The sequence below is a fragment of the Bacterioplanes sp. CLAM21 genome (assembly GCF_059641015.1).
In genome coordinates, this window is record NZ_CM184929.1 from 207,493 (window position 1) to 233,698 (window position 26,206).

Consider the following 26,206-nt stretch of genomic DNA (forward strand, 5'->3'; position numbering starts at 1 on the left):
CTTGCGTCGATTAGCTGATGGGCACCAGAGTTATTTCAACCCTGCGGTTCAGCTCTTTGCCCGAGGCAGTGGCATTGCTGGCAACTGGCGAGCGCTCACCAAAGCCTACGGTTTCCAGACGGACAGATTTAATGCCACGGCTTTTCAGGTACGCTGAGACCGAGCTGGCTCGCTGCTCTGATAAACGCTGGTTGGTGCTCTCAGCACCGTCGCTATCGGTGTGACCAGACACCACCACCAGAGTGCGATCGTATTCTTTAATCACCAGCGCTACTGAGTTCAGCACTTCATAAAAGCTGGAAGCAACGGCCGAACTACCACTGGCGAAGGTAATATTGCCAGGCATGATCAGATTAACTTTATCGCCTTCACGCTCAACTTTTACCCCAGTGCCGCGCAGCTGCTTGCGCAACTTGGCTTCCTGGGCGTCCATGTAATAACCAATGCCACCACCGATGGCGGCACCGCCTGCGGCCGATGCCAGAATGCGCTGGTTGCGCTTTTTCACGTCCTTTTCGTCGCGGTTATCCAGGTAGGCCGCCAATACCCCAACGCCGGCACCAATGCCCGCACCAATGGCGGTTTTGGAGGTTTCCTGCTCACCGGTATAAGGGTCATAGGTAGAACAACCAGAAGCCAGGGCGGCGACAGACAAAGCAAGCATCAGTTTTTTCATAACTACTCCACAGGTTACTTCGTGCAGGCCTACAACGCCTGCCAAACGACGCAGAGTAAAACAGTCCTAGTGGGCAAAGCTACTGTAAAAACAATGAGTTGCCGACGGGTTCAAAGTGAAAGCTAAATAGCGAGTAAAGTCCGTGCCTGCTGCGACTGGTGTAACTCATCACCTCGCCCTGCAGCCACCACCCGGCCACGTTCGAGAATGATAAAGTCATCGGCCAACTCGGCAGCGAAATCCAGATACTGCTCAACCAGTACAATGGCCATCTCACCACGATCACGCAGTAGCTCAATCACTGCTTGAATGTCTTTAATAATCGACGGCTGAATGCCTTCCGTTGGCTCGTCCAGGATCAGCAAGCTGGGTTTGAGTAACAAGGCTCGGGCAATCGCCAGCTGTTGTTGCTGGCCCCCCGACAAGTCACCACCACGACGCTTGCGCATTTGTTGCAACACAGGAAACAGGGCAAAGACTTCAGGGTCGATGCGACGCTGTTGGCGAGGCAAGGCCGAAAAGGCCGTTTGCAGGTTTTCTTCCACCGTCAACTGGGCAAAGATATCGCGCCCCTGGGGAACATAAGCGATGCCAGTACGAGCACGCTGGGCAGCCGATTTTCCCACCAATAATTGATCGCGCCAGCGAATCTGACCATTAACTGGCGTCAGGTGGCCAGCCAGGGTTTTCATTAACGTGGTTTTGCCCACGCCATTGCGCCCCAGTACACAGGTGACCTTACCAACCTCAGCCTGCATGGATACATCGTACAGCACCTGGCTGGCGCCATAAGCAACGTTTAAATGATTTACTTTTAGCATTTAGCGCCCCAGATACACGTCAATGACTTTATGGTTGGCTTTTACCGACGCCAGCGAGCCCTCGGCCAAAACGCTGCCTTCATGCAGTACTGTGACCCGACAATCTAACTCGGCAATAAAGTCCATATCGTGCTCCACCACCATTAATGAATACTCTTGTGCCAAGGTTCTAAATAAGCGGGCGGTCTTGACCGTTTCTTCGTCGGTCATGCCTGCAGCAGGTTCATCAATCAGCAATAACTGTGGCTCCTGGCCCAGCAGCATGCCAATCTCCAGCCATTGTTTTTGACCATGGGACAAGCTCGCGGCAAGTGAAGTCTGCCGAGCAGCTAAATCAATCAATTCCAAAATCTCGTTAATGCGCTGCTTGTGCTGATGGCTTAAGCGATGAGACAAGGCCTGCCAAAGGCGGCGACCACCGCGCAACGACAGCTCCAGATTCTCAAACACCGTCAGGCTTTCAATGACACTCGGCTTTTGAAACTTACGGCCAATGCCCAAATTAGCTGCCGCGGCTTCGTCATAACGAGTGAGGTCATGCTGGTCGTTAAATAATACTGTGCCGCTATCGGGTCGGGTTTTACCACTAATAACATCCATCATGGTGGTTTTTCCGGCACCATTTGGGCCAATGATGGCACGCATTTCTCCAGGTTCGATACACAGTGATAAAGAGTTCAGTGCTTTATAACCATCAAAGCTGACGCTGACACCATCCAGATATAATACGCTGGGCTGTTCGATATGTTTGCTCGCCAGGCTCATACTGACCCCTCGCTGTTATCGGCTTTATCGTAGCCTGGTCTCGCCGCAAAATACTGATTTATGCGCTGCCTTATTGGCTGCCACAAACCCACCACGCCGCGAGGCAAATATAGGGTGGTAAAAACAAATAAGCCGCCTAATAAAAACAGCCATAGCTCGGCGAAGGCTCCGGTAAGCCAGGTTTTGGCATAACTGACTAACAGTGCACCGATAACAGCACCGTATAAGCTGCCACGTCCGCCGACGGCTACCCAAATAATGATTTCGATAGAAAACAGCGGTGCAAACTCGCCTGGATTAATAATTCCTACTTGAGGCACATACAAAGCACCTGCGATACCCGCCAACATGGCTGAAATGACAAAAACAAATAGCTTGTAGTGTTCGACCCGATAACCTAAAAACCGGGTTCGTGCTTCGCTATCACGAATCGCTACCAACACTCGCCCTAGTTTAGAACTGACGATAATACGGCTGATGCAGTAGCCCAGCGACAAAGCCAGTGCCGATGCAATAAACAGTGCAGCGCGGGTGGTATCTGACTGCAAATCAAAGCCCAGGATATCTTTAAAATCCGTCAGACCGTTATTGCCACCAAAGCCCATATCATTACGAAAAAACGCCAGCATCAAGGCATAAGTCATGGCCTGGGTAATGATGGACAGATAGACACCGCTAACCCGGGAGCGAAATGCCAGTGCACCAAATACAAATGCCAACGTGCCTGGCACCAGTAAGATCATCAACAGAGTAAATGCAAACGAGTCAAACCCTAACCAATACCAAGGCAATTCTGACCAATTCAAAAACACCATAAAGTCGGGAAGTTCAGGGTTACCATACACTCCACGATCACCAATCTGGCGCATTAGGTACATGCCCATGACATATCCACCCAAGGCAAAAAAGGCGCCGTGGCCCAAACTTAAAATACCGCAGTATCCCCATATCAGATCAACAGCGATTGCCAGCAAGGCATAGCACAAGTATTTGCCCAACAAGGTCATGGTGTAGGTGGATATATGCAGCACTGAATCCGCTGGAAATATCAAATTGCAAAAAGGCACCACCACAGCCAAAGCAGCAATAACCATCAATAACCGACGGCCATTAACATCATCAATCATTAGCCGAGTTAAAGGGCCCATTGTTACAGCTGTCGACATATGTTAACCCTCCACAGCTCGGCCTTTGAGAGCAAAAAGTCCACGTGGCCGCTTTTGAATAAACAAGATGATAAAGACCAATACCAGTATCTTGGCCAGTACCGCACCGGCAATGGGTTCAAATAGCTTATTCGCCACACCCAATGACATGGCCGCCACTAAGGTGCCCCATAAATTACCGACACCACCAAACACCACCACCATAAAGGAATCGATAATATAGGCCTGACCTAAATTAGGGCCGACGTTGGTCAACTGACTCAAAGCCACCCCAGCTATGCCGGCTATGCCAGATCCCAGACCAAAGGTCAGCGCATCCACCCAACCTGTTTTTATACCCATGGAGCTGGCCATGGGCCGATTCATGGTGACTGCACGCATTTGCAAACCGAATAGCGTTCGCTTCATTACCAAGGCTAAGGTTGCTAAAACGATCAGGCTAAATACCAGGATATACAGCCGGTTCCAGGTTAATTCCAGCCCAGGATTAAGCATAAAGCTGCCTGCCATCCACTGGGGCGTCATTACCTCCTGATTTAATGGTCCAAATAGGCTACGTACGGCTTGTTGCAATACCAAACTAATGCCAAAGGTAGCCAACAAGGTTTCCAAAGGCCGCCCATATAAATGGCGAATCACGCTGCGCTCGATTAAGACTCCGACAGCTCCGCTGACAACAAAGGCCGCCGGTATCGCCACCAGCAAAGACAGGCCAATGGCATCGGGCAAACATTGCTGAATAACATAAGTGGTGTATGCACCTAACATGATCATTTCTCCATGGGCCATATTAATGACTCCCATAACACCAAAGGTGATGGCTAGGCCTATGGCCGCCAGTAACAACACAGCGCCGAGTGACAAGCCAAAATACAAGTCTTTGGCGTATGCATTCAGTTGCTGTAACTGTTCGATGGTTTGCAAGGTTTGCTGAAGCAATAGGTATTCTTGGCGATATTCTGGCAACTGGGCTTGCAATGTTTTTTGATGTTGCAGTAATGCCACCTTCACTGGCGGATACAGACTGCGTTGCATGGCTTTTATTGCCTGTATCCGTTGTGATGAATCGTCAGACTGTAATTGCTTTAATGATGACACCAGTCGAAGCAATTCTGTGACTTGCGCATCTGCTTCTACCGTCAATCGATGAGCAAGCGCCACTCGACTAATCTCGCCGGGCTCAGTCAACAATTGCTGTGCCGCCGCTAAACGTTCAGATTGCAGTGATGAGTTGAGCATGAACTGGGCCAGCGCTGATCGAATAGCACGGCGAACCGAGTTATTCACTCCTATTTTTTTAAAGCTGCGCCGCTCACGATTATCTTTAATGAGGATAGTTTCAGTATCCAATACTGATTGCGCTTTGCCACCGACAGAAAAATCAGCAATAACAAATACCTTGCTGTCCTGCTTGCGTCGATACAATTGGTTCTCTGCCAGACGCTCAAGCAGCCAACGTTTATTATGCGATGCCGTATTAGCGATGTCGCTCACCAATAACGATTTTTGCTGATAGGATGCCGTCGCCAGTCGTTGTACCAAGTTTTTTAGTTGTGCATCTTCAATCACTGTCAAGTTTGCATTCGCCGAGCCACAAATCAGCAGCATGCTTAACAACCAAACAAGCCTGTAATGCATTGTTTTCATCCTTGCCAAATAAAACATGGGCCGCAGCGAGCGGCCCGCCAGGCCCTTAATCGGCCGCAATAGCGCTGCCGCAGGTCTTGCTCACTGTGTTGTAATTGCCGCAATTTATGGGTGCCGTCCAGTCAGCGATCAGCTGCTTAGACTCGGGCAGATAATCGGTCCAAGCATCGCCTTTCACTACTGCATCGGTTTGCCAGACAATATCAAATTGACCGTCTTCCTGAATTTCACCAATCAATACTGGTTTTGATAAATGATGGTTTTCATTCATCACCGCCATGCCACCCGTTAGATTCGGTACCGTTATGCCATACATAGCCTGACGCACTTTATCGACTTCTGCAGAGCCTGCCTTTTGCACCGCCTTTGACCACATAGAAAAGCCGATAAAGGTCGCTTCCATAGGGTCGTTGGTCACACGTTTTTTGTCACCTGTGTAAGCATGCCATTGGTCAATAAAGGCATAATTCACGTCAGCATCGGCGCTTTGGAAATAGTTCCAGGCCGCTAGGTGCCCGACCAGAGGCGAGGTGTCAAAACCGGATAATTCCTCCTCGCCGACAGAGAAAGCCAGCACAGGGATATCTTCAGCGCTGATTCCCTGATTCGCTAGCTCTTTATAAAAAGGCACATTGGCATCGCCATTCACCGTCGAAACCACCGCCGTCTTTTTACCACTGCTGCCAAAACCCTTAATATCGGCCACTATGGTCTGCCAATCACTGTGACCAAATGGCGTGTAGTTCACCATAATATCGGCCGCCTTCACGCCTTTGGATTGCAGATAACTTTGCAGAATCTTATTTGTGGTTCTGGGGTAAACGTAATCGGTACCGGCCAGCACCCAGCGCTTTACACCGACTTCATTCATCAAATAGTCGACAGCAGGAATGGCCTGCTGATTGGGTGCAGCGCCGGTGTAAAAGACGTTGCGTGATGACTCTTCACCTTCGTATTGAACCGGGTAAAACATTAATCCGTTCAGTTCTTCAATCACGGGTAAAACAGACTTTCGTGATACCGATGTCCAGCAGCCAAAGATAACGTCTACATCTTTTTGCTCCAGTAGTTCACGTGTTTTTTCTGCAAACAATGGCCAGTTAGAGGCCGGGTCAACCACAATGGGCTCAAGCTTTTTACCGAGCAAACCACCTTTTTTGTTTTGTTCTTCGATCAGCATCAACACAGTATCTTTCAGTGTTGTTTCCGATATGGCCATGGTGCCAGACAAGGAATGCAACACCCCAACTTTAATGGTGTCTTCGCCATGAGCCAAACTGATACCCGCACACAGAGCTGTCAGTGCGAAAAACTTACCGGCCTTATTAAACGTAGTGGTTTTCATCGGACTGTCCTTTCTCGGTTGTCATGTATACAAGGTTGAGTGCAACCGCTGTACCAATCTAATGCCTGAGAATTAACCGATTGTTTTTCCTCTATTATTCGTTTTTTAAATCCAACCTCACAGACACGAGTGCACCGCTGTTCGGCATGAATATGAGGAGGTGCCAGTTAATAGTGCAGCGTATTTCTCGCGTTTGATGCCAGAAAGCAACTTAAAAGCTAATTCAGTGAACGTGATTCAGTGCGATAGATGATGCTTGGCCACGGCTACCACGGACTGGCGCAGTTCTGCCAAGGCCGGACTTTCTGTTTGCCAATAATGCCAATACAAGGGCACATCTAAGCTGTACCCGGCAACCAAGTCCACCAGCTCACCAGTATTCAACTGCGTTTGCACCTGCAACTCGGGCATCATGCCGTAACCCAAACCAGCCACAGCCAGATTCACAAATCCATAAGATGATGGGCAAACATGGTTGTTGCGTGGTTCGCTAATTCCTTGAGCCTGTAAAAATCGATGCTGTAAACGATCATCGGCGCTGTAGATTAAGCACGGCATATGCTCAAAACCTGACTGCTGATAACGTTGAATAAACTCCGGGCTGGCCAAGGCTCGATAACGAATATTACCCAAATACTGTGCCAGGCCACCGTTCACCGGCTGCTCGCTCGCGCAAATACAGGCCATGACTTCGCCATTTTTCATCCGTTTAAGGCCAACATCCTGATCTTCAACGACAAAATCAAAATCCATCCTCTGGCTCACTTCGGCCGCTGCCAATGCTTGCGCCAGCCAGGTATCAATGGAGTCGGCATTGACCGCCAGTCGCACCCGCAAGCGTTGTTGCTGTTGTTCGCTAGTGGATAATGCCTGCTCCAATTGCACCACTTGCTGCAAATGGTTGGCTAGTCGTTGTCCCAGTTCGGTGGGTCTGGGTGGACTGGTGCGCAACAACACCGGCTGGCCCAGCTTATATTCCAGTTGCCGGATGCGCTGACTGACCGCCGATTGGCTGATGCTCAAACGCTGGGCGGCACGCTCAAAGCCCCGTGCTTCAATCACAGCGACCAGAGCCTGCAGAGCAGGGTAATCCAGCATACTTGCTACCTCAATTTGCCTATTTATAACTGCGCAGCATGGCTGTCCAGCAGCGAAAGCTGTTTACCAACACTGGCCATTGCTTGCACCGACACACCAGCCAACATCATTAGTATAACTTATATATGATTAGATTTATGAGTTGGACTGATGTTGTTTGGAATCGTATCGTGCCGCTGGTTCTTCTCAACACCTTTGGTCAACATCCCCATGAGCACCTTAATCTCCCCAGTTGTGACCGGTTTTGCCGTCACCATCAGCCTTATCGTCGCCGTCGGGGCACAAAACACCTGGGTGTTGAATAAAGCGCTGCGCAATCAGCACCCTTGGACCATCGCCATGGTGTGCATTGCCATTGATATCAGCTTGATGTCGGTCGGGGTGTTTAGTCTCGATTATATTCAGCAAGTGATTCCTGGCTTAGTGCCGGTGCTGACCTGGATGGGCATTGGCTTGCTGATCTATCTGGCACTGCAAGCCTTTGCCCGGGTTTGGCATGGCTCCGAGGGCCTGGTGGCAGCCGATGCGGTGAGCAGTGGCAGCCCCTGGCGAATGGCGGGACAAGCCTTAGCGATTTCCTTGCTGAACCCCCATGTTTACTTGGATACCGTGATTTTAATTGGCAGTGTGGGTGCACAGCAGAGCTATCCAGCGTTATTTATCCTCGGTGCCGGGCTGGCATCGGCCACCTGGTTTAGCACCTTAGTGGCCAGTGCCAAAAAGCTTCGCCATCGCCTGACCTCGGCTCACCATTGGCGGGTGATGGACACCATCACAGGCTGTATTCTGTTGCTGGTAGCCATGAGTTTATTGCCCTGATCGTCGAGCCAATATAAGGCGCTCTGAGAAGCGGGACTTGCGACTTATGTCGAACACCGACCATTCCTGCCAGCGGCCCTGACGACTAACGGCTTTTGCTAGCCTGACTAGATGGCTAGCAGCTAACTCCTATCCCTATGACATGGCTTGTTAACACCAGTTTATTTCTACTGTTTCTGAGCATGGCGACTCAAGCTGAGCCGGTTAAACTGGCCAATGGCGAGTGGCCGCCTTACCAATCTGAGCAACTAAAAAACGGCGGTTTTATTACCCAGTTCACCAAAGAAGCATTCGAAGCTTCTGGCTATGAGGTAGAGTTCTCTTACCAGCCCTGGAAACGCGGCTACGAAGAAGCCAAAGTAGGCCATTTTGACGGCAGCATTATCTGGAGTAAAAACGATGAACGGGCTGAACATTTCCTGTTCTCAGACCCCATCTTTGAACTCAGCACCTCACTGTTTCAACAAGTCGATAAACACTACAAGATCGACTCCATTGAAGATCTAGCCGGGCTCGAGCTGGGTGGAATGTTGAGCTACATCTACGGCACCGAAGAGCTAGAAAAAGCCGGCATTATCGAAATCCAACGCAACACCAGCCCTGAGTTTAATTTTAAAAAGCTACTGGTAGGGCGGTTAGATTTTGTACTGGAAAGCACAGACGTAGGCCATGAGATTGTCCGCCAAATGGGCCTAACCGAGCAAATCAAAGCACACCCCACCACCATCAACCATCGTGACTACTATCTAATTATTTCTAAGAATTCACCGCGAGCAAAAGAACTGCTAGAGGCCTTTAATCGCGGTATGGCCAAACTGAAGGAACAAGGCAAGCTGCAAGCCTATCGCGATGCTTCTGCCCGAGGCGACTATAAACGCTGAAGGCATAACGACCAATCCTGCCAAGTTGTTGGAGCAGCAAACTCTTTTGCTAGCCTTATGCCACTGCTAACTGCGAGGCTGACAACATGAAGTTCTTTTCCTGTACTGCAATACTACTCGTGCTCATGAGCGCTGCTGTGCAAGCAGAGCCCGTTAAGCTAGCGAATGGCGAATGGGCGCCATACCAATCTGAACAACTGAAAAACGGCGGATTTATTACTCAGTTTACCAAGGAAGCTTTTGCGGCGGCTGGCTATGAGGTGGAATTTGCTTACATGCCGTGGAAGCGCGGTTATGAGGACGCCAAAGACGGGAAATATGATGGCAGCATCATCTGGAGTAAAAATGCCGAGCGTGAAGCCGATTTTCTGTTCTCTGAACCCATTATCCGTTTAAGTACCTCACTGTTTCAGCAAAAAGGTAAAAACATGCCCATCAGCGGCATGGCGGACCTTGCCGGTAAACGAGTAGGTGGCATGATTGGTTACACCTACGGCACTGAAGAGATGGAAGAGGCTGGCCAATTAAAAATACAGCGGGTATCGGATGCTGAAAATAATATGCAAAAGCTGATGCATGGCCGGCTAGATTTTGTACTGGAAGACACCGATGTTGGCAAGGAATTGATATTGAATATGAATATCGGCGATAAAATAGAAGCCAACCCAACCACTATAAACCAACGTGACTACTACCTAATTATTTCCAAAAAATCCCCCCGTGCCCAAGATCTGATCGACGCTTTTAATCGTGGCATGGCCAAGCTCAATGAAGACGGCAAGTTAGACGCCTACCGTGAAGCCTCGGCCAGAGGCGAATATAAAATGTAATCGCATCAGGCGCCTTCTGGCGCCTGAATATTTATGTTATAGCGACTCTTAGCCAGCTGAATACGGTGCAAGGTTATTTTACGCACCGTGTTTTTGCTCACTTCAATATGATGCTTTAATTCAGCGACAGCCTTCTCTGCTCCCGCTTGGCGCAGTAATTCAATAATACCGCCGTGCTCATCATAGGTCGCTTCTATCCGCCCCTCTTGGGTAAAGTCCAGACGGCGAATAATGCGCAAACGCTCACATACGTCTTTATGAATCGCAGCCATTTCCTGGTTGCCCGCCAGCTCAACTAACTCAAAATGGAAGCCTTCATCCAAGCCGGCTACTGTTGAGCTGTCACTTAAACGCTCCGCTGGCTCGCAGCACCAGATGCTGGTCAGATTGGCTAATAGAGCATCGCGTTCACGGCTAGCGCAGATGCGTCTAACGGCTTCAGATTCGAGTAAAATGCGCACATCATACAAGTCTTCAAAATAGCGAAAATCAAATGGCCGTACCTGCCAGCCGCTGCGAAAGTGCACCTGCACGTAGCCGTCACGCTCCAGTCGATACAGGGCTTCACGTACGGGGGTGCGCGATGCCTGCATACGAGCGGCGATTTCGCTTTCACTAAAGCGATCACCGGGCAATAACTGAAAGTCAAAAATATCCTGCTTTAATTGCAAATAAATACGCTCGGCCAGGTTTTTTGGCCTCGCTGTTTTTTTACTTTCGGTTTTTTCATTTACTGGCTTTGCAGGCGTTTCTGTTACTGAGCCTTCTGCTTCGACGGCATTCATACCAGCACCTCCTGCTCCGCTGGTTCAATACTGAGCACCGCATCCCCTGGCTGTACCGCTATGCCTTCTTCACAGCATAAGGTAGCAACAATGCCATCCATCGGCGCCAAGATTGGAAACTCCATTTTCATAGCTTCGACAATCAACAACACATCGCCGGCTTTTACGCGCTGACCTTGTTGCACCTCCAGCTTCCAGATATTGCCAGCAATATCGCTGTGCACCGCTTCGCCATCTAACTCTACCGAGGCAATACCCTGCGCTTGCTCTTTCACCGCACTAAAGGCCTCACCGCTGTTCCAATGCTCTACTTCTTTGGCAAAGGCGGCTTGTTGCTGTTGCTTAAAGGCACGGATGCTGTCGTCGTTGTTTTCTAGAAACTTCTGATATTCAGCCAGGCTAAAGTCTTCTTCGGTAATACGAACGCTAAGTCTGCCTTCTCTAAAGGCTTCACGCTGATGGGTGAGCTCTTCTTCGCTAACTTGGTAATAACGCACCTGATCAAAAAACTTCAGCAGCCAAGGTTCACCAGTAGCAAACTGTGAGTTTTTCAGATATTTATTCCAAATCGGTAAGGTACGCCCCACCAGCTGATAGCCGCCTGGGCTGTCCATACCATAAATGCACATATAAACGCCGCCAATACCCACGGTGCCTTCGGCGGTAAAGGTGCGGGCTGGATTGTATTTTGACGTTAATAAGCGATGGCGTGGATCAACCGGCACGGCACAGGGTGCTCCCAAGTACACATCGCCCAGGCCCAACACCATATAGCTAGCACCATAAATAATGCGCTTTACTTCATCACGACTGTCTAGGCCGTTAATGCGCTGAATAAAGTCGACATTATTGGGCAGCCAGGGCGCTTTTTCTTGTACCGATTGCTGATACTTGGCCACAGCATCTAAGGTGGCGCTGTCTTCAAACGCCATGGGTAAATGCACCACCCGGGTTTTAAGGCTCATGTTGTGGCTGTCGGGCAGACTGGCTTCGGTGTCCAACAAGGCCTGCATTAAGTCCTGCTGATGAATGACCCGGCTATCGTAGCGAATTTGCAGCGAGCGCACGCCCGGTGCCATTTCTTCAAGGCCAGCAATCCCACGGTGCTTCAGTGCTTGCATTAACGCATGGATACGAAAGCGAAAGCTTAAATCCAGCACCACAGGGCCGTATTCAATCAATATGTATTTATCACCGGCTTGGCGATACACAGCCTCTGGCCGGCCCTCGCTGGCCGGTAATTGCGCCAAAATAGTGGCCGACGCGGTATCACCAGGCTCCAAGTTTGGCTGGCCGAACTTGGCTATTTCATTATTGGCTAGCTCACTAAATGGCCGCAGTGTTTCAATGGCTTGATCAATGCACTGCTCTTGCGCCAATGCTTGCTCAAAGGTCATGGGCACAAAGCGAATGCGATCGCCGGGTTTTACCTGGCCCACCTTCCATAACTCGCTTTGCACTATGGTCACCGGGCAGACAAAGCCACCCAGGCTGGGGCCATCGTGGGTCAAAATCACCGGCATATCACCCGTGAAATTAATCGAGCCAATGGCGTATTCACAATCGTGAATATTGGACGGATGCAGACCCGCCTCACCGCCATCCTGGCGAGCAAATTCAGGCTTAGGACCATTGAGACGAATGCCCAAGCGATTCGAGTTGTAGTGAACTTCCCAGTCGGTGGTTAAGAACTGCTGTATGGAGTCTGCGGTGAAAAAATCCGGTGCCCCATGGGGGCCGTACATCACACCGATCTCCCATACTGCTCCGCCTTCCTCATTATGTGGATAACTCGGAATCAGCTCGGCAGGCGCAGCTTGAACTGGATATTGCGGCGCTGGAGTAGTGCAAGCCGCAATGCTGGCATCGGAAATGGCAAGCATATCGCTGGCGCGCAAGGTACGACCACCGTGGCCGCCAAACTGGCCCAACGCAAAGGTAGAACGGCTGCCTAAGTATTGCGGCACATCCAAACCACCGCGCACCGCTAAATATTGCCGACAGCCCTGTTCGACTTTGCCCAGTTGCAATGTCTGCCCGGCTGTTACCTCAATCGGCTGCCACAGTGGCACCGCCTCACCGTCTAAAAGCGCCTGGCTACTAGCACCAGTGAGCGCAATCACGGCATCGCTATGAAACATCAGTTCAGGGCCAATTAACGTGGATTCCAACGCCGCCGCGCTGGCATGGTTGCCAACAATGCGATTGGCCAAACGAAAGGCATAATCATCCATCGGCCCAGACGGTGGCACGCCGATATCCCAATAGCCTTTACGACCGGGGTAATCCTGCACACTGGTGTAGGTGCCAGCTTTCAACACTTCGATATGACGCGGCTGATACACAAACGACTCCAGCGCTCGGGTGCTCACCTCGGCCGCCTGAAACTGTGGCCAGGCGATAATCTGGCGTAAATAATCCAGGTTAGTGGCAATGCCCGACAGCGAGGTATGATCCAACGCGGTTTGCAGCTTAGCCATGGCATCGAAACGGTCCTCGCCATGTACAATCAGCTTGGCCAGCATAGGGTCGTACAAGGCGCTCACTTCCGTGCCACTGCTAACCCAGGTGTCGACACGTACATGGGTGTCTTGCGGAAACTGAACATGCGTTAGTAAACCGGGAGCCGGCTGAAAGTTTTTCAGTGGATCTTCGGCGTAGATGCGCACTTCAATGGCCGCGCCTTGTATGCGAGGGGCAGACGCAGCGGCGCTAGAAAAGCCCGCCATGTGTTCCGGAGTCGTGCCGCTCGCCAGCTCGACCATCCATTGCACCAGATCGACGCCCGTGACCATTTCCGTCACGGGGTGCTCAACCTGCAAGCGGCTGTTCACCTCCAAAAAATAAAATTCATCGCGCTGTTGGTCGTAGATAAACTCCACCGTGCCGGCATTGCGATAATTCACCGAGCGGCCCAAATCGATGGCAGCCTGATGCAGTGCCTGGCGCGTCGCTTCAGGTAAGTTAGGCGCTGGCGTTTCTTCCACCACCTTTTGATTGCGCCGCTGCAGCGAGCAGTCGCGCTCACCTAACGCCACCACCTGCCCCTGTCCGTCGCCAAAAATCTGCACTTCGATATGGCGGGCGCGGGCGACAAAACGTTCGATAAATACGCCGCCATCACGAAAGTAGTTTTCGCCCAGACGCCGAGTAGTATCAAAAGCGTCACGCAGGGCTTGCTCCTCGTCGCAGCGCGTCAGGCCAATGCCACCGCCGCCGGCGGTCGATTTCAGCATAATGGGATAGCCAATCTGCTGTGCCGCTGCTAACGCCTGTTCGAGGTTGTCCAGCAGGCCAGTGCCAGGCGTGAGTGGCACACCCGCTTGCTGACACAACTCACGTGAGGTGTGCTTTAAACCAAAGTCGCGCATTTGCTGCGCTGTCGGACCGACAAAGACCAACCCCTGGGCTTCGCATTGCTGGGCAAAGTCGGCGTTTTCACTCAAAAAGCCGTAACCCGGAATAATGGCCTGGGCACCGCAATCAAGCGCCAACTGCAAGATGCGCTCGCCCTGCAAGTAAGTGTCGGCGACACTGCCTTCGCCCAGGCTATAGGACTCATCGGTACAGCTAACATGAGCGCTGTTGCGGTCGGCCTCGGCATAAATGGCAACGGATGCTATGCCCATGCGTTTGAGCGTGCGGGCGATGCGCACAGCAATTTCACCGCGGTTGGCAATTAAGACTTTGTTAAACATGGCTCTCTCCTTGTCTGGGCGGTGAAATCAACATTGAGCGATATAAGCGCGCCAGCCACCGAAGTGGCTGATGTCGGTGGCGCTGGGTACAGCAGCGGGTTCACAGATAAAGCCCTTAACCAATCGGCCATCGGCCAGCTCTAACGTACCGATGCCTAACGGCTGGGGGATTTCAGCAACAAAACTGCCAAACGCAGCCAGATCGAGGCGCCACAACTCAACCATGATGCTGTGGCCAGCCTCACCTTCTGCTACGCGCACCAGGCCTGGCTTAGGCGGTGTGGTGTTGGCTAAGGCGTATAAGCGGTAATGACTGGCGGTGAGGGTTTGCTCCAGTAGCTGAGCGTGGCGACTGGTGAGCTGATGGTTGAGCGGCATGCCAGTTAAATGCGCACCGACCACGGCCAACACCACAGTTTGCTCTGGCCGCACGTCCAACAATGCAGGCGCCGTCGGCAAGGCCAGCTCGGCTTGCCAGTGCTGAGCAAACTGCAGCAATGCCGACTCACTAAAGGCCGGTGCAATCAATGTGATGCCAAAGGGCAAACCATCAGCGCGTAAGTGAGCCGGCACTGCGAGTGCTGATAAATCAGCCAAGTTCACAAAGTTGGTAAAGGTGCCTAAGCGGCTGTTGATCTCTACCGGTGCTCCATTCACCTGCGCTAGGGTTGGCAAACAAGGTGTGGTCGGTACCCACAAGGCATCAACCTGTTCGAATACTTGCTGAATTTGCCGGCTTAAGGCCTGGCGCTGATATTCAGCGTTAAAGGCATCCACGGCCGAAGCTTGATCGCCTTCGCCAATAATGGCGGCCACCACCGGATCTAAATCGGCCTTGCTGTTAGTGCGAATAAACTCGCCAACCGCGGCAAAGCGCTCGGCTACCCAGGGGCCCTGATACAGCAGTTCAGCCAGCTGCAGCATGGGGTTGAAATCTATGCTTTTTAGACGGTAGCCAAGACGCTTGGCCTGCTTGCACGCCTGTTCAAAGGCCTGCTGTTGATAGTCATCGCCAAACCAGTCGATCTGCTGTGGCACCGCCAGGGTTTTAACCTGGTTTTTGCCGGTAGAGGCCAAGGGGCGAGCATAACTGTCTTCGCCGTCGTATTGAGCTAACACCTGGTAGATGCTATTGGCATCCTGGCTGTTCAGGGCAAATACCGAAATACAATCAAGACTGCGACAGGCTGGCACCACACCGCGTGTGCTGATCACACCGCGACTGGGCTTTAATCCCAGCAAATGATTAAAACCTGCCGGTACTCGGCCAGAACCTGCGGTATCCGTACCCAAGGAAAACGCCACCTGACCACTCGCTAATGACACCGCAGAGCCGGAGCTGGAACCGCCGCTGATGTAATCAGAGTTAAAGGGGTTAGGTACCGCACCGTATGGTGAGCGTGTGCCCACTAAGCCTGTGGCAAACTGATCAAGATTGGTTTTGCCCAGCACAATGGCACCGGCTTGTTTCAACAGCGCCACGGCGTGGGCATCCTGCTCGGGCGGGTAAGCAAAGCTTGGGCAAGCTGCCGTGGTGTTAAAACCCACGACATCAATATTGTCTTTAATGGCGCAGGGCACACCGTATAAAGGCAGCAGGCTGATATCACCCAACTGCTGCAAACGCTCTGCTAGCTGCTCTAGCTGTTGCTGTAATTGGGCCTCACTGGCCAGACTGATCCAGCTGCTGCCATCCGTGCGCTGGCCATCAGTAAATTCACTTTTTTCAATACTGGCGCGCAGTGCTGCCAATAATTCCGCCGGGCTGTGGCCCTGACGATAAGCCTGCCGCCAGTCGTTGATCGACCATCCTAATGGGGTTTGAAAATCCGTTGTCATCGTTGTCGCTCTCATCACATCCGCTGTGTGCGGAATTGAATTCAACCTTGTATACAAGTGACAGAGCGATGAGCGTGCCAACCCGGTTTTTGCTACCGGCAAATAGGGCTACAGGCCTTGTTATGACAGGGATAGAGGATTCAAAAATAACTGACCGCTGGTCCCAAAATAGTGAGGACTGCGCACTGAAACAGCACAGAGAAAACTAAAATGGTGTAAGACTGTGCAATAAAGATGAACAAGATGGCTAACGCGGGAGAGCAGAAAAATGCCTCATTGGGATTCGTATGCCGGCACCAGAATAGTGCCGGCGATTAGATTAGTTCACCCGTTTGAAAGGGCTGTCATCGAGCTGCGATGGATAACCATCAGCTCCAAGTGAATCTTCGTCACCACCGTAAAGCAAATCGCCCTCGACCAGATATAAGGCACCTTTATCAAACTCCTCTACCGCCGTCTGGAAAAGCTCACAATCAGTGATATTAACCTGTTTACCAACGGCCCAATTACTGGTGCCACAGGAACTCGCGGCACTCATTCCTTGAACAAACTCTTCACGGTGCAGTGTGACCATATAGTCAACATTCGGGGTCAGCAGCTTGATGGCGGTCTGCCCTGAGGACAGGATTTTCTCGCCTTGAATGCTCAGTCGTCCTTGGATCTCAAACGTCATTTCAGGCATCGAGCATGATGTATCGGTAAATGTGTGATTTATCTGTGTAAAGGTATTGCCTGAGACCGTCAGGTTGGTTTTGCCTGAACGATCACCGTCATCAACAAAACACTCGCGTACCCAGTCACCTTGCAGCACCGCCAGGCTCGCATTATCTGCCGTCTCTCCGCCATCGTTGTCGTTATCACTGCCATTGTCGCTGCTACCGCCACCGCCGCTATCTACCACAGGTGTGGTGTCATCGTTATCAGAGGAGGAGCCCGATGAACCGCCTCCACAGGCTACTAACATGGAAGAAGACAGAACCAGGACTAACAGCGTTAATTGGTTGCTTTTCACAAATACCATCCTTAGGTGAAATTAAACTGACTTTCAGCAGCAAAGAGCTAAATAGTGTAAACAGGCCCTAAGCTAACGCGTTCTCGCATAGTCTCAATAACGATGTTCCCAGAAACACAACTGGGTCTCAGTTCAATCAATACAATTCGCAGAACTTATAACTGAGAATAACTAACATTCATTTTTCTAATGCGAACTTTCACAATAGGCTGTAAGCATCCACCTTCGATCTGGTAAGCCTATGGACTTTCAGCATTCCGCCCAAGCACAAGACTACATCCAGCGCCTAAGCGCCTTTATTCGCGATGAAATCGAACCGGTAGAAGAAGACTACCTGCGTGAACTTCACAGCCTTGATAACAAGTGGGTGGTGCTGCCCATTATCGAAGAGCTAAAAACCAAGGCCAAAGCTGCTGGCTTATGGAATTTGTTTTTCCCAAATCACGACCACGGTGCCGGCCTGAGCAACCTGGAATATGCGCCGTTAGCCGAGCTGACTGGACGTTCGTTTATTGCACCAGAAGTTTTTAACTGCAACGCCCCAGATACTGGCAATATGGAAGTGCTGGAAAAATACGGCACCGCTGAACAGCAAGAACACTGGCTAAAACCACTGATGGCGGGAGAGATACGCTCTGCCTTCTGCATGACAGAACCTGGGGTGGCGTCATCCGATGCCACCAATATGGAAGCCACAGCCATGATCGAAGGGAACGAGATTGTGCTGAACGGGCGCAAATGGTGGAGCACAGGGATTGGCCATCCCAACTGTAAGGTCGGCATTTTTATGGGCCTCACTAACCCAGACGCACCACGCCACCAACAACATTCGATGGTGCTGTTCCCAATGGATGCACCGGGCGTCACCATCGAACGCATGTTACCCGTATTTGGCCATTACGATGAGCCCTACGGCCATGGCGAGATCAGCTTCGATAATGTGCGCGTGCCGATTACCAATATGATCGCGGGACCAGGGCGCGGTTTTGAAATTGCTCAAGGACGCTTAGGGCCTGGCCGTATTCACCACTGCATGCGTTTAATTGGCATGGCAGAAAAAGCGCTGGAACTGATGTGTATTCGTGCCTCCCAGCGCACTGCTTTCCGCAAACCATTGGTGAATCTGGGTGGCAATCGCGACATTATTGCCAACGCGCGCATGAACATCGAGCAAGCGCGCTTACTGGTATTAAAGGCTGCCTGGATGATCGATAAAGTCGGCGCAGCAGGTGCGATGAGTGAAATTTCACAAATTAAAGTCATTGCTCCCAATATGGCCCAGCAAATAATTGATGCTGCCATGCAAATTCATGGCGGCGGCGGTTTATCAGATGACTTCCCATTAGCGGGCATGTTTGCAGCAGCGCGCGCTCTGCGTTTAGCTGACGGTCCCGATGAGGTGCATCGTGGACTCATCGCTAAGATCGAAATGATCAAATACAAGGCCCATATGGCGCACGACTGATATCGCTGCGCTGATGGCGGCACGAATGGCCCTTAACAGGCCATTTACTACAGAACAATAATCTTTCACCTTACATCCTGCCAGGCGAGATATGTTATGCAGACCGTTCTGATTACCGGTGCAGCCAGTGGCTTAGGCCGAGCATTAGCATTGCGTTATGCCCGTGAAGGCGCAGATATTTGCATCGCCGATATTAATCCTGAAGGTAGTCAGGAAACCTTAGAGCTAGTTAATAGCGCCGGTGGCCAAGGCTGGGTACATGAACTGGATGTGCGCTCAGAAACACAGTGGTTGCAACTTCAGCAAGCGGTGCAACAACGTTGGGGGCGTATCGATGTCGTCATTAATAATGCTGGTGTTGCCACTGGCGATCGCATTGATGCCGGTGAGTGGGCTTGGTGGGAATGGGTCATCGACATCAATATTAAAGGCGTCGCCCTGGGCTGTCGTACCTTTACCCCAATGATGAAAAAAGCCGGAACAGGGCATTTTATTAATGTTGCCTCGCTAGCAGGCTTGATGAAGGCTCCCTCCATGAGCTCGTACAACGCCACCAAAGCCGCGGTAGTGGCCATCTCAGAAACCATGCATTTTGAACTCATGCCCTATGGCATTGGTGTTACCGCTTTATGTCCGGGATTTTTTCGTACCAATCTAAACCATAGTATGAAAACCTCTGATCCGGACATGCTCAAGTTCGTCGACAAAGTGTTTGAAGCATCAGCGTTAAATGCCGACGACATTGCCGAAGCAGCCTATCAAGCCATGCTCAATAACACCATGATCTGCAATCCTCACCCAGTTGGCCGGCGCAGCTATTTTATAAAAAAGTATTTGCCGTTTTTATACCGCCGCGAAGTGATAAAAATGGCAAAGCGCATAAAACAGCGTGAAGAAAGTCGCCATACTTCGACCAGTGACCATTGATATGACAACCATGCATACCATAAGTGAACAATTTATTGACCAGGCAAAAATGCTGCGCGATAGCGATGCATTTGATTTACAGGCGGTGCATGATTGGCTAAATGCTCAGGGGTTTGATTACGGATCGCAACTGCCACAAATCAAACAATTCTCTGGCGGCGCATCCAACTTGACCTATCACCTATTGTATTCGCCAGACTATGCCAATAATGATCTGATTCTTCGCCGCCCACCGGCGGGCCATAAAGCCGCCAGCGCCCACGATATGAAGCGCGAATTTACTGTTATGCAGCGGTTGAAACAAGTGTACCCCTATGTACCGGACATGGTTGCGTTTTGTGACGACCCCAACGTCATTGGCAGTGATTTTTATCTGATGCAACGACTGCGTGGCATTATCCCTCGCAACAACTTGCCAAAAGGCATGCAGCTAAACCAAGAGCAAGCTCGCGGCTTATGTTATTCCGTGATCGATAAACTGCTCGACTTACATCAAGTCGACTACCAAGCAGCTGGGCTGCAGGACTTGGGCAAAGGCCAGGGCTATGTGAAGCGTCAGGTCGAAGGCTGGAGTCAACGCTATGTTAAGTCCAAAACCTGGAATGTTCCTGGGTTTAAACAGATTATGACTTGGTTGCAACAGCAACAACCGGAAGACATCAGCACCTGCATTATCCACAACGACTATCGCATGGATAATCTGGTGCTGAGCCCAGATAACCCGAGTGAAATCATCGGCGTACTCGACTGGGAAATGGCTACGCTAGGTGATCCGCTGATGGATTTGGGTGGTGCCTTGGCCTATTGGGTACAAGCCGATGATGATCGAGTGATGCGAATGATTCGCCGCCAGCCCAGTCATTTACCCGGCATGCTGACACGCCAGCAAATTGTCGACTATTACTGTGAAAAAATGAATTTAGACAGCCGCCTATGGCCATTTTACGAAGTGTTTGGTCTGTTCCGTTTGGCGGTCATTGTGCAGCAAATTTATTACCGCTATTACCATAAGCAAACGGATAACCCAGCGTTTAAGCACTTCTGGTTGTTTGTGCACTATATTCACTGGCGTTGCCAACGCATCATTAAACGTTCTGGAATGTAAACAGTGGCCAGTATTTATTTGGTGCGCCACGGCCAAGCCGGATTTGGCAAACTTAACTACGATCAGCTATCCGATACTGGTGTTGCCCAGGGTAGCCTGGTAGGCAAAGCCTTAATGCTGCGCGGCGTTGAGGCAGATATTGTGGTCCACGGTGCCATGCAACGTCACCGTCAAACCCTACAGGCTGCACAAGGCCTTTGGCATAGCCATGGACCTGTACATGAACAGGCAGGCTTTAACGAGTTTGATTCCGACGATGTAATCGCCCGTGCTTTTCCGAAATTTGGTAATAAATTACTTCTAGGGGCTTGGCTGCTCAGTCAAAAAAACAAACATAAAGCGTTTCAATCTTTATTTATTCAAGCGGTTGAGCGCTGGACTAGCGCTAAGCACGATGCTGACTATAAAGAATCCTGGCCAACATTTTGTCAGCGCGTCATTGCTGCTACTGAGCAGTTAATGCAGCAACACGCCGGCAAGGATATTGTTATTTTCACCTCTGGTGGACCGATCACCGCATTGGCGCAGCATTGTTTAAGGCTCGACAACAAGGCCGCGTTTGAACTCAACTGGACACTGCTCAATGGTGGCATTAGCCAATTACTCTATAGCCGTAGTGGCCGAGTGAACCTGGCAGCTTTTAATGAGCAACACCATCTGGCCCAAGCCGGACCCAAATATCTGACCTACCGCTAACGCGATATCGAGGGAGTTTATCTATGAATCCACAACAACTATTCGACTTATCTGGTCGTATTGCGCTGGTCACAGGCGCCAGCCGCGGCATTGGAGAGAGCATCGCCAAACTGTTAGCTGCCTCTGGCGCGCACGTTATCGTCTCTAGCCGTAAGCTAGATGGCTGCCAACGCGTTGCCGACGAGATTAAAGAAGCGGGAGGCAGCGCAGAAGCCTTGGCTTGCCATATCGGTGAAGTGGAGCAAATCGACGCTTGCTTTAATGCCATTGAAGCCAATCACGGAAAGCTCGATATTCTGGTTAACAATGCCGCTGCCAATCCATATTTTGGCCACATTCTCGATACCGATTTAGGTGCTTTTCAAAAAACCGTCGATGTAAATATTCGCGGCTACTTTTTTATGTCTAGCGCCGGCGCCAAGTTAATGAAAAAAGGCGACGGCGGCTCCATTATTAACGTTGCATCAGTCAATGGCGTGGTGCCTGGAGATATGCAGGGTATTTATTCCATCACCAAATCGGCCGTGATCGCCATGACCAAAGCCTTTGCTAAAGAATGTGCACAACAGCATATTCGTGTAAATGCCCTACTACCTGGCCTGACCGACACTAAATTTGCCAGCACGTTAACCAGCAATGATGCCATCTTAAAAATGGCGCTGATGCACATTCCTATGAAACGTGTGGCCATGCCAGAGGAAATGGCAGGTACTGTGTTATACCTGGCGTCCAGTGCATCTAGCTATACCACGGGCGCGGCCATTAACGTCGATGGTGGCTATTTGTTAGTGTAACAATTCGGTTATAGTCGGGCCATTCTATGCACGGAGCTAGCAGATTTTATGAAGACAATTTTTTCATTAATGGCCCTGCTGTTGCTGGCAATCGTTGGTCTGTGGATGCTGCCCTCACCGATCGATTCCATCGCCGTTAGCCCCAGCCAACCCATTCCTCTCAAAGGCCCCTGGCAAGCCAATGATACCCTGCAGAGTGTGCAAATAACTGCCTTACCAAATGGCCAGCACGGTGGAGAGGATATCGCTAAAGATCTATTGGGCTGCATTTACACAGGAACCAACGACGGCGCGATTGTACGCAAATGCCCACATGCTAGCTGGGAGCAACTCGTCAATACCGGTGGTCGTCCGTTGGGGCTGGCCTGGGACAAACAACAAAACTTGATCATTGCTGATGCGCAAAAAGGTCTGTTGCGCATGACTCCTAAATTTGATCTAGAAGTGTTAGCCGACCAGTTTCAGGGAAGGCAATTAGGTGTGGTGGATGATGTTGATGTGGGTGCCGATGGCACTATTTATTTTTCCGACGCCTCCAACCGCTATCCCTTTAGCCAACTGACCTTGGATATTCTCGATGGTCGTCCCTCTGGGAGATTATTCGCTCTCAATCCAACCACAAAGCAATTGAACTTATTAGCCGACCAATTGGCTTTTGCCAATGGTGTAGCCGTCGATGCACAGCAGCGCTTCGTATTGGTAAATGAAACCTTTGCCTATCGCATCAGCAAGATCTGGCTAGCCGGGCCCAAAGCCGGCCAGCATGAAATTGTGCTCGACCAATTACCCGGCCTGCCAGATGGCATCGCACGAGCTCATAACGGCAGTTATTGGTTATCTCTGTATGCTTTACGCCCAACCTTGGTCGACCGTATTCATCCTTTGCCCTGGTTAAAAAACCTAGCTGCTAAATTGCCTTCCGCCTTAATGCCTATGCCAGCGCCTTATGGTTTTATTGTGAATATCGACCAAGATGGCCAAGTGCTGCAGACCTTGCATGATCAAGCCGCCGTGGCTATAGGTGGCATTACGTCGGTGCAACCGGAAGAGGATGGTTTGTATCTGGGAACTTTACAGATGGACCGCATCGGCAAGCTGGCGTTTTAACAAGAAATTAAGATTGAATGCACAGCCGGGCAGCACCGACTGTGCAACAATGAATTAGCGTTTCAGCCCCTGTTGCTGCGGTTGAGTAGAAGTCGATTCGATAAGACCACCGGCAACCACCCGCACCAAAAAGTTTAAGCCACTAATATCGCTATCCGTCACTTCGATGATTTGCTCAGCCCCCAAGGCCGGGTATGCACCACAGGTTTCCGCTGGCGTGCAAATAAAGCTATCAACATCTAAGTCGGACCCTGCGCTGATACGGTATTCGCCAGGCTCAATATTATCAAAACGGAAGCTACCATCCGCTTCGCTCGCTTTACTGGCAATGGTTTCATTGCCATTTTTATCTAGTAGCAGTACATAGTGCTGGGTCAGCTGGCCTGCTACCTCTTCACTCCCCAACAACAAATACACTGGCACAGTCAAAACATTGCCATCGGTTGGTGTTATGGTGATCTCACCATTATAAAAACCGTCTGCCAGACCGCTCGTGTTAGCTGTGGCGGTGTAGCTACCCAATCCTGTCGCATCAACATTAGTGGCACTGAGCGTTAACCAACTGGCATCATCGACCACACTGACACTGGGACTGCCACCACCTTGGTTGCTGATGGTTAACGATACGCTGGTTTGCTGATCGAATTGTAACTCCGCAGGAGATGCGCTCAGCTGCACTGGCAATTCAGGCGCTTCGCCACCGTTGGCCAATGCCGCCGCCGCTCGTACCGCTTTGCTGGCATCAATTAAGCCATAGCCAAAATTATTATCTCGGCCTGAACTGCCAATATCTTCGGTTAGGTCCCCAGCCATCAACAGCTGATCAAACTGGTCAGGTGTCAAGGCCGGATAAACTGCCTTCATCAACGCCATAACGCCTGCAACATGGGGGGCCGCCATGGAAGTGCCCTGTTCAAACATATAACTTGGCCGACGACTGCCCGTTTGATCGTCCACATATGTGCTGTAGATACCATCAGGGTTACCGTCGCGGTTAAGGTCACGCCGAGCATCGCCACCTGGAGCAGCAACATCAATGCTACTGCCAAAATTGGAGTAATAGGCCAAGGCATTGTTAATGGTGGTCGCACTCACCGAGACAACACCTTCGTATGCTGCTGGATAACTAGGCTGACTGGTGGCTTCATTGCCCGCAGCGGCCACCACTAACACACCAGCATCACGAACCCGCCTAAACGCTTCTTCTTCTGCGGCCGAGTAGCTGCCGCCACCCAAAGACATATTAATCACATCAGCGCGACGAGCCGGCACAGTACCACTATCGTTGCTAAGGCCAGCCGCCCAATAGGCTCCCTGAACAATATCGTAGGTCGTACCGCCGCCATCGCCCAGTACGCGCACCGGCATAACCTTAGCTCCCCAACTCACGCCAGCAACGCCGTCACTATTATTGTTGGCTGCAGCGACCGTGCCAGCCACGTGTGTTCCGTGCCAGGAGCTTTGTCCTCGCGTGGCACTATCGCCCGGATCGTCGGGATTATTGTCAATGCCATCACCATCACGTGAAATGGATGGCAAACTGATAAAGTCGTAGCCATCGACAAGCTGGCCACTAAAGTCGGGATGGGCCAAATAAACTCCGGTATCGAGTACTGCAACAATAGGCGCAGTCGAGGCATCATCACTCACCGCCAAATCCCAGGCCTGAGGTAAGTTCATCGCCGGATAATGCCACTGCCAGTTATAGCCTGGGTCATCGGGTACCCGATAAGGCTGCCGAACGTAATTAGGTTCGGCATAGAGCACATCCGCTTGCTGATTGAGACGCTTAATATCGATTAAGGTCTGACGCTGCTGCTCAAAACTTGTTTTACCGCTGCGAGTGCTGCGAGTGATTTGCGTAGATGAAGACGTTAAAGAGACGAGCTGTGGCCTCTCCGCTTTGGCTGCTGCTGAGCGCGCCGTGGAAGCCCCTTGGCGATAACGCACAATGGCTTCACCGCTGACAAAGCGGTCTGTGCTAGTGGCTTGCCTAGTTAATGTTGATGCCGAACCTGGCGGCAGCAGCCGCAGCACATACTTCGATATGCCATCATAAGCAAAGACATTGATGTAATAGTCACCGTTTTCGCTCACGACTAGCTGCTCGTACTCACCAGTATCTCGTGAACTCAGTACTGTATCGCTACCAACACGCTGAATGTATAGGTCTAGGTCATTGCTACTCAACAACGGGCCAGCAGTATTACTCGAGTCGACCACCTGCAGCTGTACGACCTGGCCAACTTGCAAACGGGCGCGGAAATAATCATCTCTATCGGTGGAAAACGCATAACGTGACAGACTGGGGCTACTGCTAGCTGCGACCGCCGAAGCAAACCCCTGAACTGTCACCACGTTGGGTAAAGATTGCGCAGAAGAAACACTACTGTTGTCAGCGAACTCAGCAAAAACGTCATTCACGTCTGAATCCACCAACATGGACGCCGCCGGCTCAAGGGTACCTGATAGAGAAAACGAACTGGACTGAGGCTCGGGAATAGGATCTGGCTCAGGCGTAGGTTCGGGTTGCGGTTCAGGGTGTGGGACAGGTGCACTATCACGTCCACCCGAGCCGCCACCACCGCAGGCCACCAATAGAGCTACTAACATTACCAGAGACATCTTGGCTGGCCGTAAATACAACATAAACTCTTCCTCGCGTTCTGCTGTTCTAGTATCGCACCCAGAGCTGAGTTTTGCAGGTCATAGTCTTTGATGGCGTATATC

21 protein-coding genes are annotated in these 26,206 nt (G+C 51.0%); 9 read left to right on the forward strand and 12 right to left on the reverse strand.

The window, feature by feature from the left end:
* Nucleotides 1-10 precede the first annotated feature (10 nt).
* The 7 genes from AC55FS_RS00940 to AC55FS_RS00970 all read right to left on the reverse strand — a co-directional run bounded on the left by AC55FS_RS00940 (nt 11) and on the right by AC55FS_RS00970 (nt 7,518).
* Nucleotides 11-676 (reverse strand): YiaD family glycine zipper/OmpA-like lipoprotein, encoded by a 666-nt coding sequence (locus AC55FS_RS00940; protein ID WP_496934188.1) that lies wholly within the window; start codon nt 674-676, stop codon nt 11-13.
* Between the two features lie 122 nt (nt 677-798).
* Nucleotides 799-1,497 (reverse strand): urea ABC transporter ATP-binding subunit UrtE, encoded by a 699-nt coding sequence (urtE, locus tag AC55FS_RS00945; RefSeq protein ID WP_496934189.1) that lies wholly within the window; start codon nt 1,495-1,497, stop codon nt 799-801.
* Nucleotides 1,498-2,262, reverse strand: coding sequence for an urea ABC transporter ATP-binding protein UrtD (gene urtD, locus AC55FS_RS00950; RefSeq protein ID WP_496934190.1), 765 nt, complete (start codon nt 2,260-2,262; stop codon nt 1,498-1,500).
* Nucleotides 2,259-3,428, reverse strand: a complete 1,170-nt coding sequence (urtC, locus tag AC55FS_RS00955; RefSeq protein WP_496934191.1) for an urea ABC transporter permease subunit UrtC — start codon at nt 3,426-3,428, stop codon at nt 2,259-2,261. Before urtC ends, urtD begins: the two co-directional genes overlap by 4 nt.
* 3 nt (nt 3,429-3,431) lie before the next feature.
* The gene (urtB, locus tag AC55FS_RS00960) at nt 3,432-5,066 is read right to left on the reverse strand and encodes an urea ABC transporter permease subunit UrtB (RefSeq protein WP_496934192.1); all 1,635 of its coding nucleotides are present in this window, start codon (nt 5,064-5,066) and stop codon (nt 3,432-3,434) included.
* A 55-nt stretch (nt 5,067-5,121) separates the two neighbouring features.
* Nucleotides 5,122-6,420 carry an urea ABC transporter substrate-binding protein gene (urtA, locus tag AC55FS_RS00965; protein ID WP_496934193.1) on the reverse strand — a complete coding sequence of 433 codons (1,299 nt, stop codon included), beginning with the start codon at nt 6,418-6,420 and terminating at the stop codon, nt 5,122-5,124.
* A 237-nt stretch (nt 6,421-6,657) separates the two neighbouring features.
* The gene (locus AC55FS_RS00970) at nt 6,658-7,518 is read right to left on the reverse strand and encodes a LysR family transcriptional regulator ArgP (protein WP_496934194.1); all 861 of its coding nucleotides are present in this window, start codon (nt 7,516-7,518) and stop codon (nt 6,658-6,660) included.
* A gap of 150 nt (nt 7,519-7,668) precedes the next feature.
* On the opposite strand from AC55FS_RS00970, the gene AC55FS_RS00975 reads away from it, so the two are divergent.
* The 3 genes from AC55FS_RS00975 to AC55FS_RS00985 all read left to right on the forward strand — a co-directional run bounded on the left by AC55FS_RS00975 (nt 7,669) and on the right by AC55FS_RS00985 (nt 10,048).
* On the forward strand, nt 7,669-8,337 hold the full coding sequence (locus tag AC55FS_RS00975) for a LysE/ArgO family amino acid transporter (protein WP_496934195.1): 669 nt from the start codon (nt 7,669-7,671) through the stop codon (nt 8,335-8,337).
* Nucleotides 8,338-8,474: 137 nt separating this feature from the next.
* Nucleotides 8,475-9,218, forward strand: coding sequence for a substrate-binding periplasmic protein (locus AC55FS_RS00980; RefSeq protein ID WP_496934196.1), 744 nt, complete (start codon nt 8,475-8,477; stop codon nt 9,216-9,218).
* A gap of 86 nt (nt 9,219-9,304) precedes the next feature.
* Nucleotides 9,305-10,048, forward strand: coding sequence for a substrate-binding periplasmic protein (locus AC55FS_RS00985; RefSeq protein WP_496934197.1), 744 nt, complete (start codon nt 9,305-9,307; stop codon nt 10,046-10,048).
* Between the two features lie 5 nt (nt 10,049-10,053).
* On the opposite strand, the gene AC55FS_RS00990 is transcribed toward AC55FS_RS00985, so the two are convergent.
* The 4 genes from AC55FS_RS00990 to AC55FS_RS01005 all read right to left on the reverse strand — a co-directional run bounded on the left by AC55FS_RS00990 (nt 10,054) and on the right by AC55FS_RS01005 (nt 17,382).
* A complete protein-coding gene (locus AC55FS_RS00990; protein ID WP_496934198.1) occupies nt 10,054-10,833 on the reverse strand; it encodes a GntR family transcriptional regulator in 780 nt (259 codons plus the stop codon).
* Entirely contained in the window at nt 10,830-14,531 is a 3,702-nt protein-coding gene (uca, locus tag AC55FS_RS00995; RefSeq protein WP_496934199.1) for an urea carboxylase, read from the reverse strand. The genes AC55FS_RS00990 and uca overlap by 4 nt, the downstream gene beginning before the upstream one ends.
* A 27-nt stretch (nt 14,532-14,558) precedes the next feature.
* Complete coding sequence (gene atzF / locus AC55FS_RS01000; protein ID WP_496934200.1) at nt 14,559-16,370, reverse strand: allophanate hydrolase; 1,812 nt, start codon at nt 16,368-16,370, stop codon at nt 14,559-14,561.
* A gap of 319 nt (nt 16,371-16,689) precedes the next feature.
* Entirely contained in the window at nt 16,690-17,382 is a 693-nt protein-coding gene (locus tag AC55FS_RS01005) for a hypothetical protein (RefSeq protein ID WP_496934201.1), read from the reverse strand.
* A 241-nt stretch (nt 17,383-17,623) separates the two neighbouring features.
* On the opposite strand from AC55FS_RS01005, the gene AC55FS_RS01010 reads away from it, so the two are divergent.
* The 6 genes from AC55FS_RS01010 (at nt 17,624) to AC55FS_RS01035 (ending at nt 23,476) form a co-directional block, all read left to right on the forward strand.
* The gene (locus tag AC55FS_RS01010) at nt 17,624-18,847 is read left to right on the forward strand and encodes an acyl-CoA dehydrogenase family protein (protein WP_496934202.1); all 1,224 of its coding nucleotides are present in this window, start codon (nt 17,624-17,626) and stop codon (nt 18,845-18,847) included.
* A 96-nt stretch (nt 18,848-18,943) separates the two neighbouring features.
* Nucleotides 18,944-19,774, forward strand: coding sequence for an SDR family oxidoreductase (locus tag AC55FS_RS01015; protein WP_496934203.1), 831 nt, complete (start codon nt 18,944-18,946; stop codon nt 19,772-19,774).
* Between the two features lie 10 nt (nt 19,775-19,784).
* Nucleotides 19,785-20,879 carry a phosphotransferase family protein gene (locus AC55FS_RS01020; RefSeq protein WP_496934204.1) on the forward strand — a complete coding sequence of 365 codons (1,095 nt, stop codon included), beginning with the start codon at nt 19,785-19,787 and terminating at the stop codon, nt 20,877-20,879.
* Between the two features lie 3 nt (nt 20,880-20,882).
* Nucleotides 20,883-21,575, forward strand: coding sequence for a histidine phosphatase family protein (locus AC55FS_RS01025; protein ID WP_496934205.1), 693 nt, complete (start codon nt 20,883-20,885; stop codon nt 21,573-21,575).
* 23 nt (nt 21,576-21,598) lie between these two features.
* Nucleotides 21,599-22,369, forward strand: coding sequence for an SDR family oxidoreductase (locus tag AC55FS_RS01030; protein WP_496934206.1), 771 nt, complete (start codon nt 21,599-21,601; stop codon nt 22,367-22,369).
* A gap of 48 nt (nt 22,370-22,417) precedes the next feature.
* The gene (locus AC55FS_RS01035) at nt 22,418-23,476 is read left to right on the forward strand and encodes an SMP-30/gluconolactonase/LRE family protein (protein ID WP_496934207.1); all 1,059 of its coding nucleotides are present in this window, start codon (nt 22,418-22,420) and stop codon (nt 23,474-23,476) included.
* A gap of 54 nt (nt 23,477-23,530) precedes the next feature.
* On the opposite strand, the gene AC55FS_RS01040 is transcribed toward AC55FS_RS01035, so the two are convergent.
* Complete coding sequence (locus AC55FS_RS01040; RefSeq protein WP_496934208.1) at nt 23,531-26,125, reverse strand: S8 family serine peptidase; 2,595 nt, start codon at nt 26,123-26,125, stop codon at nt 23,531-23,533.
* Between the last annotated feature and the right edge of the window lie 81 nt (nt 26,126-26,206).